The following is a 15,474-nucleotide window of genomic DNA, read 5'->3' as shown; positions in this document are numbered from 1 at the left end:
CGGAGGTCCCGCCCGAACGATCCGCCGCCCGAGGAGTCGCCCCATGACCGCCGCACCCTCCGCCGCCTCCCGCATCGCCGTCGTCACGGGCGCGAGCAGCGGCATCGGCGCCGCGACGGCCCGGCAACTCGCCGCCGCGGGCTACCGCGTCGTCCTCACCGCCCGACGCAAGGACCGCATCGAGGCACTCGCCGAGGAACTCACCCGGGCCGGCCACTCCGCGGTGGCGTACGCACTGGACGTCACGGACCGCGCGGCGGTCGACGAGTTCGCGACGGCCTTCAGGACGATCGGCGTCCTGGTGAACAACGCGGGCGGCGCGCTCGGCGCCGACCCGGTCGCGACCGGCGACCCCGAGGACTGGCGCCGGATGTACGAGACGAACGTCCTCGGCACCCTGAACGTCACCCAGGCCCTGCTCCCCGCGCTGACGGCGAGCGGCGACGGCACGGTGGTGGTCGTCTCCTCGACCGCCGGTCACGGAACGTACGAGGGCGGCGCGGGCTATGTCGCCGCCAAGCACGGCGCGCACGTCCTCGCCGAGACCCTGCGCCTGGAGATCGTCGGCACCCCGGTCCGCGTGATCGAGATCGCACCCGGCATGGTGAAGACGGACGAGTTCGCGCTGACCCGGTTCGGCGGCGACGAGGACAAGGCGGCCAAGGTCTACGAGGGCGTCGCCGAACCGCTCACTGCCGACGACGTGGCGGACACGATCACCTGGGCGGTCACCCGCCCCAGCCACGTCAACGTCGACCTGCTCGTGGTCCGCCCGCGGGCCCAGGCGTCCAACACCAAGGTCCACCGGGAGATGTGATGACCGAACCGACCCCGGCGAACGAGTCCGAGCCGTCGGCGGAAGCCGCCGAACAGGACCGCCTGTCCCTGGAGAAGAAGCGCGAGCGCTACGTCTGGTACTACCTGGCGTACTTCCTCTTCGGCATCCACATAGTGGCGTTCGTGATGATCTACGCGGTGAAACACGCGAAGTAAATCCCCAGGCGACCGGGCGGCCGGCCCCTGGGGCCACTGACCGTGGACAGACACATACCTTTCGAGCGCCTGCACAACTTCGGTGACTGGGCGGCTGTACAACGGCGGACGGGCGGCGCGCCCGCCCGGGCCGCCTCTTCCGTGCCGACTCGCTCGGCAAGCCGGCCGAGGGCACGGACGACTGGGACCGCTTCCTGTCCCTCGGCATCCGCACGGTCGTGGACCTCCGCTACCCCTGGGAGATCGCCGGCCGGGGCCGCATCCCCGAGCACGCGTCCTTCACGTACCACCTGCTCGCCGCCTGGCGTGCCCGCAACGCGGGCCGCACCCCCACCCGGCCGTCCTGGGGCCACGCCCCGGCCGAGGTCATGCACTCACTCACAGGGGTGAAGCGTCTCGATCACCCATACGGCGCCTGAACTGGCGACCTAGGCTCGCGCCACAACATCGAACAGACGGCCCTCGACCGGGACCGGCATCCCGTCCGAGGGCCTGACCAGCAAGGAAGTAGAGGCTTCCCCATGGCTGAACGCGAGCCTCTCGGTCACGAGTTCATGGACCTCACGGTCCCTGAGTACGCGTACATGTTCGGGTTCTTACAGGCGGATGGGCATCTGCAGAAGGGGGTCGGCCAGAAAGGGCGTCTGACCGTAGAGATCAACGCCCGGGACGTAGCGCTTCGGCGAACCAAGCGAGGCCCCCGGTTCCGACCGGGGGCCTCGTGTGTCAGCCCTTCACGCACACGAACTGCTTCAGCTTCGCCACGACTTCGACAAGGTCGCTCTGCTGCTCCATCACCTGCTCGATGTCCTTATAGGCGCCCGGGATCTCGTCCAGTACACCGGAGTCCTTGCGGCACTCCACTCCCCGCGTCTGCCGCTCCAGATCACGTACCGTGAAGCGGCGCTTCGCCGCGTTACGGCTCATGCGCCGGCCCGCGCCGTGCGATGCCGAGTTGAACGCCTTCTCGTTACCGAGACCCTTCACGATGTACGAACCCGTGCCCATGGAACCCGGGATGATCCCGAACTCGCCCGAACCGGCCCGGATCGCGCCCTTGCGCGTCACCAGCAGGTCCATGCCCTCGTACCGCTCCTCCGCCACGTAGTTGTGGTGGCAGGAGATCTCCGGCTCGAAGGTCGGCTTCGCCTTCTTGAACTCCTTGCGGATCACGTCCTTGAGGAGCGCCATCATGATGGCGCGGTTGTACTTGGCGTATTCCTGAGCCCAGTACAGGTCATTCCTGTACGCCGCCATCTGCGGGGTGTCCGAGACGAACACCGCGAGGTCACGGTCGACCAAGCCTTGGTTGTGCGGGAGCTTCTGTGCGACACCGATGTGGTACTCGGCCAGTTCCTTCCCGATGTTCCGGGAACCGGAGTGCAGCATCAGCCAGACAGAACCCGACTGATCGAGGCAAAGTTCGACCATGTGGTTGCCAGACCCGAGCGTTCCCATCTGCTTTTTCGCCCGATCCTGACGAAATTTGACCGCTTCGGCCACCCCATCGAACCGCCCCCAGAAGTCGCCCCATTCCGAGGTCGCAAACCCATGCAGGCGCAACGGATCAACCGGGTCGTCATGCATCCCCCGCCCCACCGGAATGGCCTGCTCGACCTTCGACCGAAGTCGCGAGAGATCCCCCGGCAGATCGTTCGCCGTGAGCGACGTCCTGACGGCGGACATTCCGCAGCCGATGTCCACGCCCACCGCCGCCGGGCACACCGCGTCCCGCATCGCGATGACCGACCCGACCGTCGCCCCCTTGCCGAAGTGCACGTCCGGCATGACAGCGAGGCCCTTGATCCACGGCAGCGTCGCCACGTTCTGCAGCTGCTGCATGGCGACGTCCTCGACCGTCGCCGGGTCCGTCCACATGCGGATCGGAACCTTCGCCCCCGGCACCTCTACATACGACATATCTCTATATCTCTCTTGTCCCCCGAAAAGCTTCACAAGTCTTAAATCGCAAAACCGGCGCCAAGGTCGACATAAAGGACAACGGACCGGCGTCCACGGCAGTGCGTGCGATACACATTGTCTCCAGGAGTCCGGCCCACGCGGCAACCGATTAACCACGGACTACCAGCGGACACACCCCGCCGAACCGTCGAGAGGAGCCTCACCGTGCAGCGGAAGGCGTACGTACCGGGCGCCGCCGCGCTCCTTGCGGCCCTGCTGACTGCCTGCACCGGCAGCTCCGGCAGCGGCAGCGCGACGAACGACTCGAAGGCCGGCGGCTCCACCGCGAGCGCGAACGCCGCCCAGCCCGGCAAGTACCGCACCCTCGCCGACGCCTGCAGCGTGGTGAGCCACACCACCCTCGACTCGCTCATGCCGGGCCTGAAGCAGATCGCGGACCAGGAGCAGCGCGACAAGGCGTACGAGGGCGATGCCGCGCCCACGTACAACAACGACCGCCGCTCCGGCTGCCGTTGGAAAGCCGACTCGGCCGACGCCACGGACCATCTGTTCGTCGACCTGGAGCGGGTGGTGTCGTACGACAACGCCGTCAGCGACGACAACCGCGCGCAGCAGGTCTTCGGCACCAAGGAGCAGGCCGCGGACCTGCCCGAGCCCAGTACCAGCCCCTCGGGCAGCGGCACCGCCAAGGTGAGCCCGAGCATCACGGCCACGCCCTCCGGTTCCGCCTCCGCCTCCGCGTCCTCGCCCTCGTCCGCCTCCTCCTCCGCCGCCTCGGGGAGCCCGTCGGCCACCGGAACCCCGGCCGACCTCCAGCCGCGCACGCTCGACGACCTCGGCGACGAGGCGTTCCTGAACGATCAGCTGAGCACCTCCCAGCAGCGCACCGTGACTGTGGTGTTCCGCACGTCCAACGTGATCGTGACCATCCAGTACGACGAGCAGCCGACCACCACCGGAACGGTCCCGAGCAGCAAGGACATGCAGGACAAGGCCCGGAAACTGGCCCGTCAGCTGGACAGTTCCCTCGGCTGACCGGCGCCCTGCGAGCACCCCGGCAAGGGAACCGAACCTCACACCGCATGCGTCCCCACCGCGTACCGTGGCCCCTCGGACCCGATCCGACCGCACGACCCACGAGCGTCATGAGTGAAGGAACCATGCACCGACCTGCACAGCGAGACCTGGGGATACCACCCACGCCGTTTAGGCAGTGGGGGAGAGATCAGCACGATCAGGGCGAGCGGCAGCCGGGCCGGCGGGGCGCGCGTCTGCGCCGCCTCCTTGTCTGCGCGGCCGCCGTCCCGGCGGTACTCGTAGCCGCCGGGTGCTCCTCGGGCTCCGGCTCCGGCTCCGGCGGCGACGCGAAGCAGAAGCAGACGTCGAGCGCGAAGCCCTCGCAGAGCGCCTCGGCGAACGCCGTGCAGCCGGCCGCGTACTCCACGCTGCCCGACTCCTGTGCCGTGCTGTCTCAGAAGACCCTGGACGACCTGGTGCCGAAGGGGGCGAAGTCCGGCAAGAAGGGCTCGTCGGACGACGCGGCGACGCGTTCGAGCTGCTCGTGGAACAGCCTGGAGAACAACGGCGTCAAGGGCTCGCAGTTCCGCTGGCTCAACGTCTCCTTGCTGCGCTTCGAGTCGGACGCCACGCGCGGCGACGGCAACAAGCTCGCGCAGGAGTACTACACCAAGCAGGTGCAGGACGCCCAGTCCGCCGAGGGCGCGCAGAACACGAAGGCGGAGCCGGTCTCCGGGGTGGGCGACCAGGCGACGGCTGTGCGCTACGACCTGAAGAAGAAGGAAGGCGCCTTCAAGCAGCAGACGGTTGTCGCGCGCGTGGAGAACGTCGTCATCACCCTCGACTACAACGGTGCGGGCCTGGCCGGTGACAAGACGCCGGACGCGGACGGCCTGACCAAGGCGGCGGAGAAGGCCGTGAAGGAGGCCGTGTCCGCCGTGTCGGCGGCGAACCAGGGCGGCAAGGCGGGCACGTCGCCGTCGCAGGGGGCGTCGAAGGGCGCCTCGGCGTCGAAGTCCGGGTCCGCGAGCCCGTCGAAGAGCGCGTCGCCGTCGGCTTCGGCGTCCAAGAAGAACTGACCCGGCCGCTCCGGAACTCGTAGTGCCACCAGGACAGTTGCCGGAGCCCGGTCCCCGTGCGGGCCGGGCTCCCGCACTCCGGCGACCTGTTCGTGACACGGGTGTGCCACCCTGTTGCGCGCAACAACACGCAAGGGGAGGGGAGTACAGGTGGCCGCGCCACTGCAGCTGACACGGATGCACCGGATTCTCATCGGCGTGGTCGTCACCGGTGCCGTCATCATCGCCGGGATCGGCTTCGCGGGTTCGTACGCGGCCGTTCGTGAGCTGGCCATCAAGAAGGGCTTCGGGAACTTCAGTTATGTCTTCCCGGTCGGCATCGACGCGGGTATCTGCGTGCTGCTGGCCCTGGACCTGCTGCTGACCTGGATCCGGATCCCCTTCCCCCTGCTGCGCCAGACGGCCTGGCTGCTGACGGCGGCGACGATCGCGTTCAACGGTGCGGCGGCCTGGCCGGACCCGCTGGGCGTGGGCATGCACGCGGTGATCCCGGTGCTGTTCGTGGTCGCGGTCGAGGCGGCCCGCCACGCGATCGGCCGGATCGCGGACATCACGGCGGACAAGCACATGGAGGGCGTCCGTCTGACCCGGTGGCTGCTCTCCCCCATCCCCACGTTCCTGCTGTGGCGCCGTATGAAGCTGTGGGAGCTGCGCTCCTACGACCAGGTCATCAAGCTGGAGCAGGAACGTCTCGTCTACCAGGCCCGTCTGCGTTCGCGCTTCGGCCGGGCGTGGCGGCGCAAGGCTCCGGTGGAGTCGCTGATGCCGCTGAGGCTCGCGCGGTACGGCGTCCCCTTGGGCGAGACGGCTCCGGCGGGCCTGGCGGCGGCGGGCATAGAACCGGCCCTGATACCGCCGGCGCCGCAGCCGGACCCGGCTGTGGGCAATCGTGCCGCTGGGGTGGCGCCCGTCCCACAGGGAGCGGCACTTCCCGGCGAGCAGCGCCCGCAACTGGTGGGCAACCAGAATGCCGGGCAACTGGACTACGTACCCGAGCCCGACGACCAGAGCCCTTGGTTCAACGCCCATCAGCAGATCGAATACCAGGGCGGCTACGACCCCTCGTTCGACCCCTCGTTCGACCCCGAGGCCGAGTACGAGCAGTGGTACGAGGAGCACCAGCAGCACCAAGAGCCGCAGTACGAGGAGCCGCAGTACGAGCAGGCCCCCGCCCAGCAACCTTCTCCGGAGGACACCGGCAGCTTCCCCATCCCGGTCGGCCCGAACCGCACCCGGGAACTCGGCGAGGGCGGTGGCACTCCCCCCGTCGAGCCGAGCGAGGAGGACTTCTACCAGGTCTTCCGCCAGTCGATCGACGGCAGCTACCCCACCGTCGGCCAGTTCCGCGGCGACGTGGAGGCGACGTACGGCATCTCCCTGCCGCAGCGTGAGGCCGAGCGCATGGTCAACCGCTTCACCAACCGTCACACGGCGGAGCTGCAGGACGACCACATCGCGTAAGAGAAACCGCATGGAAAAGGGGCCCTCTGCTGAGGGCCCCTTTCCTTTACCGCTTACTCCCCGAGCAGCCTCCGCACCCGCTCCTGCCCGACCGCGAGCAGCAGCGTAGGCAGCCGCGGCCCGGTGTCCCGCCCGACCAGCAGGTGGTACAGCAGGGCGAAGAACGTCCGCTGAGCCGTCTTGATCTCCGGCGGCAGCTCCTTGGGGGTGGCGTCGGCCGGGAACCCGGCCTGCACCTTGGGCACGCCGTACACGAGGTGGGTCAGCCCGTCGAGGGACCAGTGCTCGGCCAGCCCGTCGAGCAGCAGCCGTACCGACTGCTGGGACGCCTCGTCGAGGGACTTCAGCAGCTCGGCATCGGGCTCCTCGCGCACGATGGTCCGCTGGTCGGCGGGCACGTGCGTGTTGATCCACGCCTCGGCCTTGTCGTACCGCGGCCGGGCCTCGTCGAGCGAGTCGAGCGGGTTGGCCGGGTCGAGGTCCGACAGGATGCGCAGTGCCTGGTCCTGGTGGCCGGCGGTGATGTCGGCGACGGACGCGAGCGTGCGGTACGGCAGCGGGCGCGGCGTCTTCGGCAGTTCACCGGCGGCGGTGCCGACGGCCCGCGTGTACGCGGCGACGTCTCCCGGCAGGGAGGATCCGTCGGCGACCTTGCCCGCGAGCTTGTCCCACTCGTCGTAAAGCCGCTGGATCTCCTGGTCGAAGGCGATCTTGAAGGACTGGTTGGGCCTGCGGCGGGCGTACAGCCACCGCAGGAGCTGCGGCTCCATGATCTTCAGCGCGTCGGCGGGGGTCGGGACCCCGCCCCGGGACGACGACATCTTGGCCATCCCGCTGATGCCGACGAACGCGTACATCGGGCCGATCGGCTGCTTGCCGCCGAAGATCCCGACGATCTGCCCGCCCACCTGGAAGCTCGACCCCGGGGACGAGTGGTCGACGCCGCTGGGCTCGAAGATGACGCCCTCGTACGCCCAGCGCATGGGCCAGTCGACCTTCCAGACCAGCTTGCCGCGGTTGAACTCGCTCAGCCGAACGGTCTCGGAGAAGCCGCACTCGTTGCAGGCGTACGTCAGCTCGGTGGTGTCGTCGTCGTAGGCGGTGACGGTGGTGAGGTCCTTCTCGCAGTTGCCGCAGTAGGGCTTGTACGGGAAGTACCCGGCGGAGCCGGAGCTGCCGTCGTCCTCGGACGCGGCGCCCGAGCCCTCCTCGGCCTCCAGCTCGGCCTCGTCGACGGCCTTCTGCTGCTGCTTCTTGGCGGCCTTGGGCTTGGTCCGGTACTGGGCGAGGACCGCGTCGATGTCGTTCCGGTGCTTCATGGCGTGCAGGATCTGCTCGCGGTACACACCGGAGGTGTACTGCGCGGTCTGGCTGATGCCGTCGAACTCGACGCCCAGCTCGGCGAGCGACTCGATCATGGCCGCCTTGAAGTGCTCGGCCCAGTTCGGGTACGCGGAACCCTTGGGGGCCGGCACGGACGTCAGCGGCTTGCCGATGTGCTCGGACCACGACTCGTCGACCCCGGCCACACCGGCCGGCACCTTGCGGTACCGGTCGTAGTCGTCCCAGGAGATCAGGTGGCGCACCTGGTACCCGCGCCGCCGGACCTCGTCGGCGACGAGGTGCGGGGTCATGACCTCGCGGAGGTTGCCCAGGTGGATGGGCCCGGAGGGGGAGAGTCCCGACGCGACGACAACCGGTTTGTTCGGGGCCCGGCGCTCCGACTCCTCGATGACCTCATCCGCGAAACGGGAGACCCAGTCGGTGGTCTCGGTGCTCTGAGCCACGATCGGCACGTCCTTCTTTCTCCAAGAGCAGCCGGTACGGTCTGCACGGCTGACCGCTCCATTGTCCCAGTCCCGGCCACAACCACGAAAACCGCTTTTCAAGAGTGCGCGAGCCCCCGGTCGGTTCCCGCTGCAGCCGGATCGGTCTCACCGCCTGGCTCGCCGGTTACCTGCGCTCACTGGACTACCGCACGGTGGCGGTCAGCGAGACGCGCCGCGACGAACGCCTGGCCATCGCCGCCGGCCTGCACGACTTCGTCGCCCACCACGTGACCGGCATCCTGGTGCAGACGCAGGTGGCCCGCATGATGGCGACCACGCAGCCGCAGGACCTGGACTCCGTGCTGGCGGGGATGGAACGCACCGCGACGCAGGCTCTGGCGTCGATGCGCCGCACGGTCGGCGTGCTGCGCGACTCCGGTCCGGAGGCGGCCGACCGGCGCCCGGTGGGTGATCTGGCCGGTATCGCGGGCCTCACGGACGGCTTCGCGGCCCCGGGCCAGAAGGTCACCCTGCGCTGCGATCCCACCCTCCCGGACGATCTGCCGCACGAGGTGCAGGCGGCCGCCTTCCGGGTGGTTCAGGAGGCGTTGACGAACGTACGGCGCCACGCGGGCGACGCCACCGACATCGCGGTCTCCCTGCACCGCCACGGCGACCGTCTGGAGGTGTCGGTGACGGACGACGGCCGGGGCGGCACCCGGCTACCGCCCGCGGCGCACGGCGGCGGCTTCGGCCTGGTCGGCCTGATGGAACGGGTCACGGCCCTGGGCGGCGAACTCCACACGGGCCCCCGCGTGGGCGCGGGCTGGGAGGTCCGCGCACTGTTCCCCGTGGGAAGCCCTAGTACGCCTGGCACACCCCGTACTCCCGTAGGAGCTCCGGTACGAGGCGCCCAGGTCGTCCACAGCCGGAAAAACCGCTTTACCCCCCATGGGATACTGGCTTCATCCATCAGACCCTCGAGGAGAACGGCACCCACCCCATGGCCTCGGTCACGTCCCTCACCGCCTCCGTCCACCAGCGCCTCGCGAACGCCCTCTCGGCCACCCTGCCGGAGGCTGCCGCGGACCCGCTGCTGCGACGCAGCGACCGGGCGGACTACCAGGCCAACGGCATCCTGGCCCTGGCCAAGAAGGCGAAGGCGAACCCCCGCGACCTGGCGACCGAGGTCGTCTCCCACGTCGTCACCGGCGACCTGATCAAGGACGTCGAGGTCTCCGGCCCCGGCTTCCTCAACATCACGGTCACCGACAGGGCGATCACCGAGAACCTGGCCGCCCGCGCCGCCGACTCCGAGGGCCGCCTCGGTGTGCCGTATTCCGAGAACCCGGGCACCACGGTCATCGACTACGCCCAGCCGAACGTGGCGAAGGAGATGCACGTCGGCCACCTCCGCTCCGCGGTGATCGGTGACTCCGTGGTCAAGCTCCTGGAGTTCACCGGCGAGACGGTCGTCCGCCGGCACCACATCGGCGACTGGGGCACCCAGTTCGGCATGCTCATCCAGTATCTGGACGAGCACCCGCACGAGCTGGACCACAAGGCCGCCGAGGTCACCGGCGAAGAGGCGATGTCGAACCTCGACCGCCTCTACAAGGCGGCCCGCAGGCTCTTCGACTCCGACGAGGAGTTCAAGACGCGTGCCCGCCGCAGGGTGGTCGACCTCCAGGCCGGCGACCCGCACACGCTGGCCATGTGGCAGAAGTTCGTCGACGAGTCGAAGATCTACTTCTTCTCCGTCTTCGAGAAGCTGGACATGGAGATCCGGGACCCGGACATCGTCGGCGAGTCGGGCTACAACGACATGCTCGAGGAGACGTGCCGTCTGCTGGAGGAGTCCGGCGTGGCCGTCCGCTCCGAGGGCGCCCTGTGTGTCTTCTTCGACGACATCAAGGGCCCGGACGGCAACCCGGTCCCGCTGATCGTGCAGAAGTCGGACGGCGGGTACGGCTACGCGGCCACGGACCTCTCCGCGATCCGCGACCGTGTCTTCAATCTGAAGGCGAACAGCATCGTCTACGTCGTGGACGCCCGTCAGTCGCTCCACTTCAAGATGGTCTTCGAGACGGCCCGCCGGGCCGGCTGGCTGAACGGCGACGTGAAGGCGTTCCAGCTCGCCTTCGGCACGGTCCTCGGCAAGGACGGCAAGCCGTTCAAGACGCGTGAGGGCGAGACGGTCCGCCTGGTCGACCTTCTGGACGAGGCGGTCGAGCGGGCCTCCGCCGTCGTACGGGAGAAGGCGCAGGACCTGTCCGAGGAGGAGATCGCCGAGCGCGGCGCCCAGGTGGGCATCGGCGCGGTGAAGTACGCGGACCTGTCGACGTCGGCGAGCCGCGACTACAAGTTCGACCTCGACCAGATGGTCTCACTGAACGGCGACACGTCCGTCTACCTCCAGTACGCGTACGCCCGTATCCAGTCCATCCTGCGCAAGGCCGGCGGCGTACGGCCGTCCGCGCACCCGGAACTGACGCTGGCGGACGCGGAGCGCGCCCTGGGCCTGCACGTGGACCACTTCGCGGAGACCGCGGCCGAGGCGGCGGCGGAGTACGCCCCGCACAAGCTGGCGGCGTACCTCTACCAGCTGGCGTCGCTGTACACGTCCTTCTACGACAAGTGCCCGGTCCTGAAGGCCGAAACGCCCGAGCAGGTCGAGAACCGCCTCTTCCTGTGCGACATCACGGCCCGCACCCTCCACCAGGGCATGGCCCTCCTGGGCATCAGGACGCCCGAGCGCCTCTGACCGATCCGCTCGATCCGATCGTTCCGATCGATCCATCGGATCCGTCACCGTCGGCCTCGGCCTGTGTGATCAGCAGGTCGAGGCCGAGTGGTGTGCAGGTGTGCCAGACGGCCTTGCCGTCGCGGTGCGTGGTGATCAGACGGGCCTCACGCAGGGCCTTGGTGTGCTCTGACGCGGAGGACTTGCTGACACCGAGCTCCCGGGCGAGATCGCTGGTGGTGCGCTGCCGGGTGAGCAGTTCGAGCACCGCCGCCCGGGTACGGCCGAGGAGCGCGCCGAGCGCGTCGCCGCGGCCGTTCGCGGGGCGGTCACCGAGCAGGGGCAGCGGGGCGGTCCGGTAGATCAGGATGCCGGGGGCGCCGTCGCGCACGGCCGCCAGCGGGCGGCCGGTCCACACGGTGGAAGGCAGCAGGACGACACCGTGCCCGGAGAGCGTCACCCGTATGTCCGGCAGCCGTACGTCGTCGGGCTCGTCGAAGACGAGGGTCGTGCCCTCCCACCGCCCGCCGGGCCCGAGTCCGGCCAGCGCGGTCCGGATCCCGTACTGCGCGAGCACCCGGCTCCGCCAGGCGTGTTCGGCGTCGAAGGCGGTCCGGACGCTCGCCCAGGACGCGGCGAGGAGACCGCCGTACGCGGAACGCAGCGCCCGCTCCAGTTCGCCCCAGGCCTCACGGTCCCGGTCGGCGAGCCGCCGCAGCCACGGTGTCATCCGCAGCCACTCCGGAATCCGGCTGTCGAGCTCCGCGCGGACACGCTCGGCCGGCGTCGACAGCACGGTGTCGAGCCCGGCCTCGAGCCCGCGGCTGAGCGGATCGAGGAACAGGGGACCCTTGGCGGTGGGCGGAACGAGTTCGAGGAGCGGCCGGGCCTCCCCGGGAAACGCCTCCCGAGCCCGCTGCTGCCACCGCCGCAGCACGGCCGGCGTGTCCTGACGTCTCAACACGGAGATGGCGAGCCCGAGTTCCATCAGCGGGGCCGGCTCGGGCGCGAAGGACACCCGGAGCAGATCCTCGGCGGTGAAGTGCACCCGCAGCATGCGCCATTCGTCTCCCACACCTCGGCACGGTTCGGTCAGAACCGAAACCATCGCGCGCCCCGACGGACCCACGAATTATGAGCGGTGCGAGCAGCCGGGCGTAAGGAAGCAATCCGGACTGCCCGCCATCCGTCGCGGTCGCCGCGCCACTCGGGGGGAGGCGCGGCGACCGTCGTCGGCTCCGGCGTACGCCGCCCCTGCGTTCAACCGCTTGGACCAAGAACGGACTTGCCTGATAGGAAGATCACGAAGAGTCCCGCCGCAGAACCGTTGTACGGGGCACGGGGACTGAACTGAACGGGCCGCCAAGGCCCTTACGGATTGGACTCATCGTGAAGTCAAAGCTTGTAGGACGCATCGGCATGGTGGCGGTCGCCGCCGTGTCCGCGACCGTTGTGGCCACCTCGCCGGCAGCAGCAATCACCTACGGTTACGGCCCGTGGTACGACGGCACCAAGGGCGCCGTCGCATACTTCGAGAAGCACGGCGACCACATCAAGGTGTGCGACATCAAGTCGGACGGCGACTACGCCTGGGTCTACGTCTACGACGAGACCAAGAAGGAGTTCCGGTACAGCCTGACCGACACCAAGAACGACGGCAAGTGCCACTACGCCAGCGCCGCTGATGGCGGGTGGTACGACCTCCCGGAGAAGCACTGGTTCATGATCACGGTGCACAACGGCAACTGGGACAGCAAGGCAAAGTCCTTCGAGATCTACAACAACGAGTGATCGCTGGGAGTGCGAACTCGCACCACACCACCTTGCCGAGTTCGCGCTCCCCCACCCCCCACTTGTCGGAGAGTGCGGCCACCAGCAGCAGTCCGCGCCCGCCCTCGTCGGCCTCGTCGGGGATGCGTGGCTCACCGGGCCCGCTGTCGTGCGATGCTGCGGGCACAGGCCCTCGCTCCGCAGGAGTCAAAGCGCCTGCTGGACCGTCTGCTAGCAGAGCAATGAGCACCGCACTTCAGTGGTTCAAGTCGGCCTACAGCGGCAGCGAAGGCGGCGAATGTCTCGAAGTCGCCTTCACAGGACACGAGTCCGACATGGAGACGACCGTCCACATCCGCGACTCCAAGAACTCAACCGGCCCCACCCTCCAGGTAACCCCCGCCACCTGGGCCGTTTTCACCGCGTACGCGACCCGCTAGGGCCCAGCGCGTTCAGCAGTGCCGCGCCGCGCTTGGCGTCGTCGACGCTGACCGCGAATTCGTTTCGCCTGCCCCGTATGCGGATGACGAGACATTCTCCGCTGCGCAGCATGACCGTGGTGCCGAGGCCGCTGAGCCGGTAGCCCCAGCCGCCGACCTGTGCGGGTGTCCGGTTCTCGGCGCGGGCGGATTCGATGTCCGTGGCCGCCCAGCGCCGTACGGGCCAGCCGAGCGGGCCGAACGCCACTTCCAGGCCCCGTTCCGACACACGCGCCTGCACCGCGGCGCAGCCGGCCAGCACGACGGACGTGAGCGCGCAGAGGGCGAACAGTACGCACCCCTCGCCGGGTCCGGCGAGGCCGCTGACGAGGGCGACCACGGCTGCCACCGCCATCAGGCCGGTCCCGGCCGCCAGGAGTCGGAGCCAGGGGTTGGTGGTGCGGGAGAACCACACCAGACGCTGCCCCTCGGGGATCTCCAGGGCCGGTTCACGAGGGTCGGGTCGGGTGGAAGCGGGAGCGACCCGCCCGCGCGTGCTCACGAACCATCCGGCGACTCCGGCGACGACCGCGGCCGCGAGGGTCGCGACGATCCACGCCGTCGGCCGGTGGGCCTGATGCCAGTCCGTGCGGTCGAGGTTCGCGCGGACGACGGACGCCTGTACGCCGCCGAGGAGGACGCCCCCGGACAGCAGTGCGGTGGCGGTCCACGGTCGCCCCGCTGCGGGTGCGGCGTCCGCGGTCCGTCGCAGCACCAGGACCACGGTCGCTGCCAGGGCAAACCAGATCAGCACCGGGATGAGGGAGGCGGCCCAGAGGGGCATCGAACCGTCTGGCGTGCTCCGCCCGAAAGTCCAGTGAGTGGCCAGCCGGTCCGGCAGCCGTCCGCTCGCGGCCCAGGGCAGGGCAGCGATCAGAACCGCGGTGCCCGCTGTCCACACCACGGCGCCCCAACGCGCCCCCCGCTCGGGCCTCGTACGGTCGTTCACGGTATCCCCCTGATCATCTCGATGAGATCGGTCCTGCTGTAGCCCAGACGCGCCGCCTCGGTCACCAGCGCATGCACCCGGCCCAGCAGCCCTGACCGTTGGTCGGCGCCTTCGGCCACGGTCACCCCCCGGCCCCTGCGGAACTCCAGCAGGCCCTCGTCCCGGAGGCTGCGCAGGGCACGCAGGACGGTGTTGGCGTTGATGTCCAGTGCCTCGGCGAGGTCACGTGCCGACGGCAGGCGATCGCCCGGCCGGCACTCACCCTCGGCAATGGCGCGCCGGATGGCGCCTGCCACCTGCTCGTGCAGGGGGCGGGTGTCTGTGGTGTCCAAGCGCAGCAACATGGTGCTAATGACACTAGCACCATGCATTCGATTTCGCGTGAGTGGCGCTGCTCTCCCCGGTAACGGGCACCATCCGGACCCGTTGTCACTGCCTGCCTCTACAGTCACCTGACATGGCGACACTTCCCAACCCGCTGCCCAAGCTGGCGGCCGATCCGAGCGGGCGCGCGCTCGGGCTTGAACTCCCGCCCGGGAGACTGATCGACGCGACGGACGACGGTCCGTGGCACGAGCCGTTGCTGTGGCATGCCGGGCGTCCGGCGTCCTCCGGAAACTGGGCGCGGCTGGGCACGCCCGCCGCGCGGGTGGGGCTCCTTCCGGTACTCATCGATGTCGGTGGGAACCAAGGCGGTCCTGAGGAATGGGAGTTGATGCCCGGGGAGATGACATATCCCGGGGATCACGACGCCGTGGAGGTGCTGGCCGAGTACTGGGGGGAGGAGGGCGAGGACGCGGACGACGAACTCGACGAGATGCTCGCGCCGTTCGGCCCCGAGTGGCCGGGCCCCGCCGCCGCGGCCCGGCTGGAAGCCGACCCCGACACCCGCGCCGCCGAGGTCGCCGACCGGCTGCTGGACGAGGGATCGTGGTTCAAGGAGCCGCGCCTCGCCCTGGTTCCGGCCCGCCGCTCCGCCGACATCCCCGCGGCCATCGGCTGGAGCGGCCCTGCGAACTACGAGAGCGACACCGCGCGGCTGTCTTCCGTGCTCCGCTCCTGGGAGGACCGCTTCGGCATACGTGTCGTCGCGCTCACCTTCGACCAGTTGGTCCTCTCGGTCGCCGCGCCGCCCACCACCCCCGCCGAGGCGGAGGCGGTGGCAGCCGAGCACTTCGCGTTCTGCCCGGACAACATCACCCAGGGACACCACGAAACGCTGTCCGCGTATGCCGAGCGCGAGGTCCTGGGGCAGCGGATCTGGTCCTTCTGGTGGGACTGACCAAACCGC

15 protein-coding genes and 2 pseudogenes are annotated in these 15,474 nt (G+C 69.4%); 11 read left to right on the top strand and 6 right to left on the bottom strand.

Annotated features, from left to right (window positions below; translation table 11 throughout):
• The first annotated feature begins 43 nt into the window (after positions 1-43).
• From ABT186_RS14885 to ABT186_RS14875, 3 genes are all read left to right on the top strand, one after another.
• Positions 44-817, top strand: a complete 774-nt coding sequence (locus ABT186_RS14885) for an SDR family NAD(P)-dependent oxidoreductase (RefSeq protein ID WP_351228726.1) — start codon at positions 44-46, stop codon at positions 815-817.
• Entirely contained in the window at positions 817-993 is a 177-nt protein-coding gene (locus ABT186_RS14880) for a hypothetical protein (RefSeq protein ID WP_351228724.1), read from the top strand. The genes ABT186_RS14885 and ABT186_RS14880 overlap by 1 nt, the downstream gene beginning before the upstream one ends.
• Before the next feature lie 86 nt (positions 994-1,079).
• Positions 1,080-1,412 carry a tyrosine-protein phosphatase gene (locus ABT186_RS14875; protein ID WP_351925375.1) on the top strand — a complete coding sequence of 111 codons (333 nt, stop codon included), beginning with the start codon at positions 1,080-1,082 and terminating at the stop codon, positions 1,410-1,412.
• A gap of 307 nt (positions 1,413-1,719) precedes the next feature.
• Here ABT186_RS14875 and ABT186_RS14870 read toward each other — a convergent pair whose 3' ends face one another.
• A complete protein-coding gene (locus tag ABT186_RS14870) occupies positions 1,720-2,913 on the bottom strand; it encodes an RtcB family protein (RefSeq protein ID WP_351228767.1) in 1,194 nt (397 codons plus the stop codon).
• Between the two features lie 207 nt (positions 2,914-3,120).
• On the opposite strand from ABT186_RS14870, the gene ABT186_RS14865 reads away from it, so the two are divergent.
• The 3 genes from ABT186_RS14865 (at position 3,121) to ABT186_RS14855 (ending at position 6,473) form a co-directional block, all read left to right on the top strand.
• Positions 3,121-3,951, top strand: coding sequence for a DUF3558 domain-containing protein (locus tag ABT186_RS14865; RefSeq protein WP_351228722.1), 831 nt, complete (start codon positions 3,121-3,123; stop codon positions 3,949-3,951).
• Between the two features lie 125 nt (positions 3,952-4,076).
• On the top strand, positions 4,077-5,012 hold the full coding sequence (locus ABT186_RS14860; RefSeq protein WP_351925295.1) for a DUF3558 family protein: 936 nt from the start codon (positions 4,077-4,079) through the stop codon (positions 5,010-5,012).
• Between the two features lie 150 nt (positions 5,013-5,162).
• Entirely contained in the window at positions 5,163-6,473 is a 1,311-nt protein-coding gene (locus ABT186_RS14855) for a DUF2637 domain-containing protein (RefSeq protein ID WP_502973203.1), read from the top strand.
• A 53-nt stretch (positions 6,474-6,526) separates the two neighbouring features.
• Here ABT186_RS14855 and lysS read toward each other — a convergent pair whose 3' ends face one another.
• On the bottom strand, positions 6,527-8,269 hold the full coding sequence (gene lysS, locus ABT186_RS14850; RefSeq protein WP_351228718.1) for a lysine--tRNA ligase: 1,743 nt from the start codon (positions 8,267-8,269) through the stop codon (positions 6,527-6,529).
• A gap of 134 nt (positions 8,270-8,403) precedes the next feature.
• Here lysS and ABT186_RS14845 point away from each other — a divergent pair.
• A pseudogene (locus ABT186_RS14845) lies at positions 8,404-9,105 on the top strand (sensor histidine kinase); the annotation flags it as partial.
• Between the two features lie 140 nt (positions 9,106-9,245).
• Complete coding sequence (gene argS / locus ABT186_RS14840; protein WP_351228716.1) at positions 9,246-11,006, top strand: arginine--tRNA ligase; 1,761 nt, start codon at positions 9,246-9,248, stop codon at positions 11,004-11,006.
• On the opposite strand, the gene ABT186_RS14835 is transcribed toward argS, so the two are convergent.
• Entirely contained in the window at positions 10,984-12,060 is a 1,077-nt protein-coding gene (locus ABT186_RS14835) for an ArsR/SmtB family transcription factor (protein ID WP_351925293.1), read from the bottom strand. The genes argS and ABT186_RS14835 overlap by 23 nt on opposite strands.
• Before the next feature lie 314 nt (positions 12,061-12,374).
• Between ABT186_RS14835 and ABT186_RS14830 the strand changes: the two genes are divergently transcribed.
• Positions 12,375-12,776, top strand: coding sequence for a hypothetical protein (locus ABT186_RS14830; RefSeq protein WP_351925291.1), 402 nt, complete (start codon positions 12,375-12,377; stop codon positions 12,774-12,776).
• On the opposite strand, the pseudogene ABT186_RS14825 reads toward ABT186_RS14830, so the two are convergent.
• Positions 12,712-12,927 (bottom strand): annotated as a pseudogene (locus ABT186_RS14825) (ATP-binding protein); the annotation flags it as partial. The gene ABT186_RS14830 and the pseudogene ABT186_RS14825 overlap by 65 nt on opposite strands.
• A 70-nt stretch (positions 12,928-12,997) precedes the next feature.
• Here ABT186_RS14825 and ABT186_RS14820 point away from each other — a divergent pair.
• The gene (locus tag ABT186_RS14820; protein ID WP_351925289.1) at positions 12,998-13,195 is read left to right on the top strand and encodes a DUF397 domain-containing protein; all 198 of its coding nucleotides are present in this window, start codon (positions 12,998-13,000) and stop codon (positions 13,193-13,195) included.
• On the opposite strand, the gene ABT186_RS14815 is transcribed toward ABT186_RS14820, so the two are convergent.
• Positions 13,173-14,183, bottom strand: coding sequence for a DUF1648 domain-containing protein (locus ABT186_RS14815; protein ID WP_351237174.1), 1,011 nt, complete (start codon positions 14,181-14,183; stop codon positions 13,173-13,175). The two genes, ABT186_RS14820 and ABT186_RS14815, sit on opposite strands and share 23 nt — an antisense overlap.
• Positions 14,180-14,527: a GntR family transcriptional regulator gene (locus ABT186_RS14810; RefSeq protein WP_351925287.1), complete on the bottom strand. Its 348-nt coding sequence runs from the start codon at positions 14,525-14,527 to the stop codon at positions 14,180-14,182. The genes ABT186_RS14815 and ABT186_RS14810 overlap by 4 nt, the downstream gene beginning before the upstream one ends.
• 113 nt (positions 14,528-14,640) lie before the next feature.
• On the opposite strand from ABT186_RS14810, the gene ABT186_RS14805 reads away from it, so the two are divergent.
• Positions 14,641-15,465 carry a DUF4253 domain-containing protein gene (locus tag ABT186_RS14805; RefSeq protein WP_351237170.1) on the top strand — a complete coding sequence of 275 codons (825 nt, stop codon included), beginning with the start codon at positions 14,641-14,643 and terminating at the stop codon, positions 15,463-15,465.
• Positions 15,466-15,474 lie beyond the last annotated feature (9 nt).

Source organism: Streptomyces sp. NPDC001634 (assembly GCF_040298185.1).
In the GTDB taxonomy this organism is placed as follows: Bacteria; Actinomycetota; Actinomycetes; order Streptomycetales; family Streptomycetaceae; genus Streptomyces.
The sequence above is the reverse complement of the archived record's forward strand: the minus strand, read 5'-3'. Positions and strand labels throughout refer to the sequence as shown.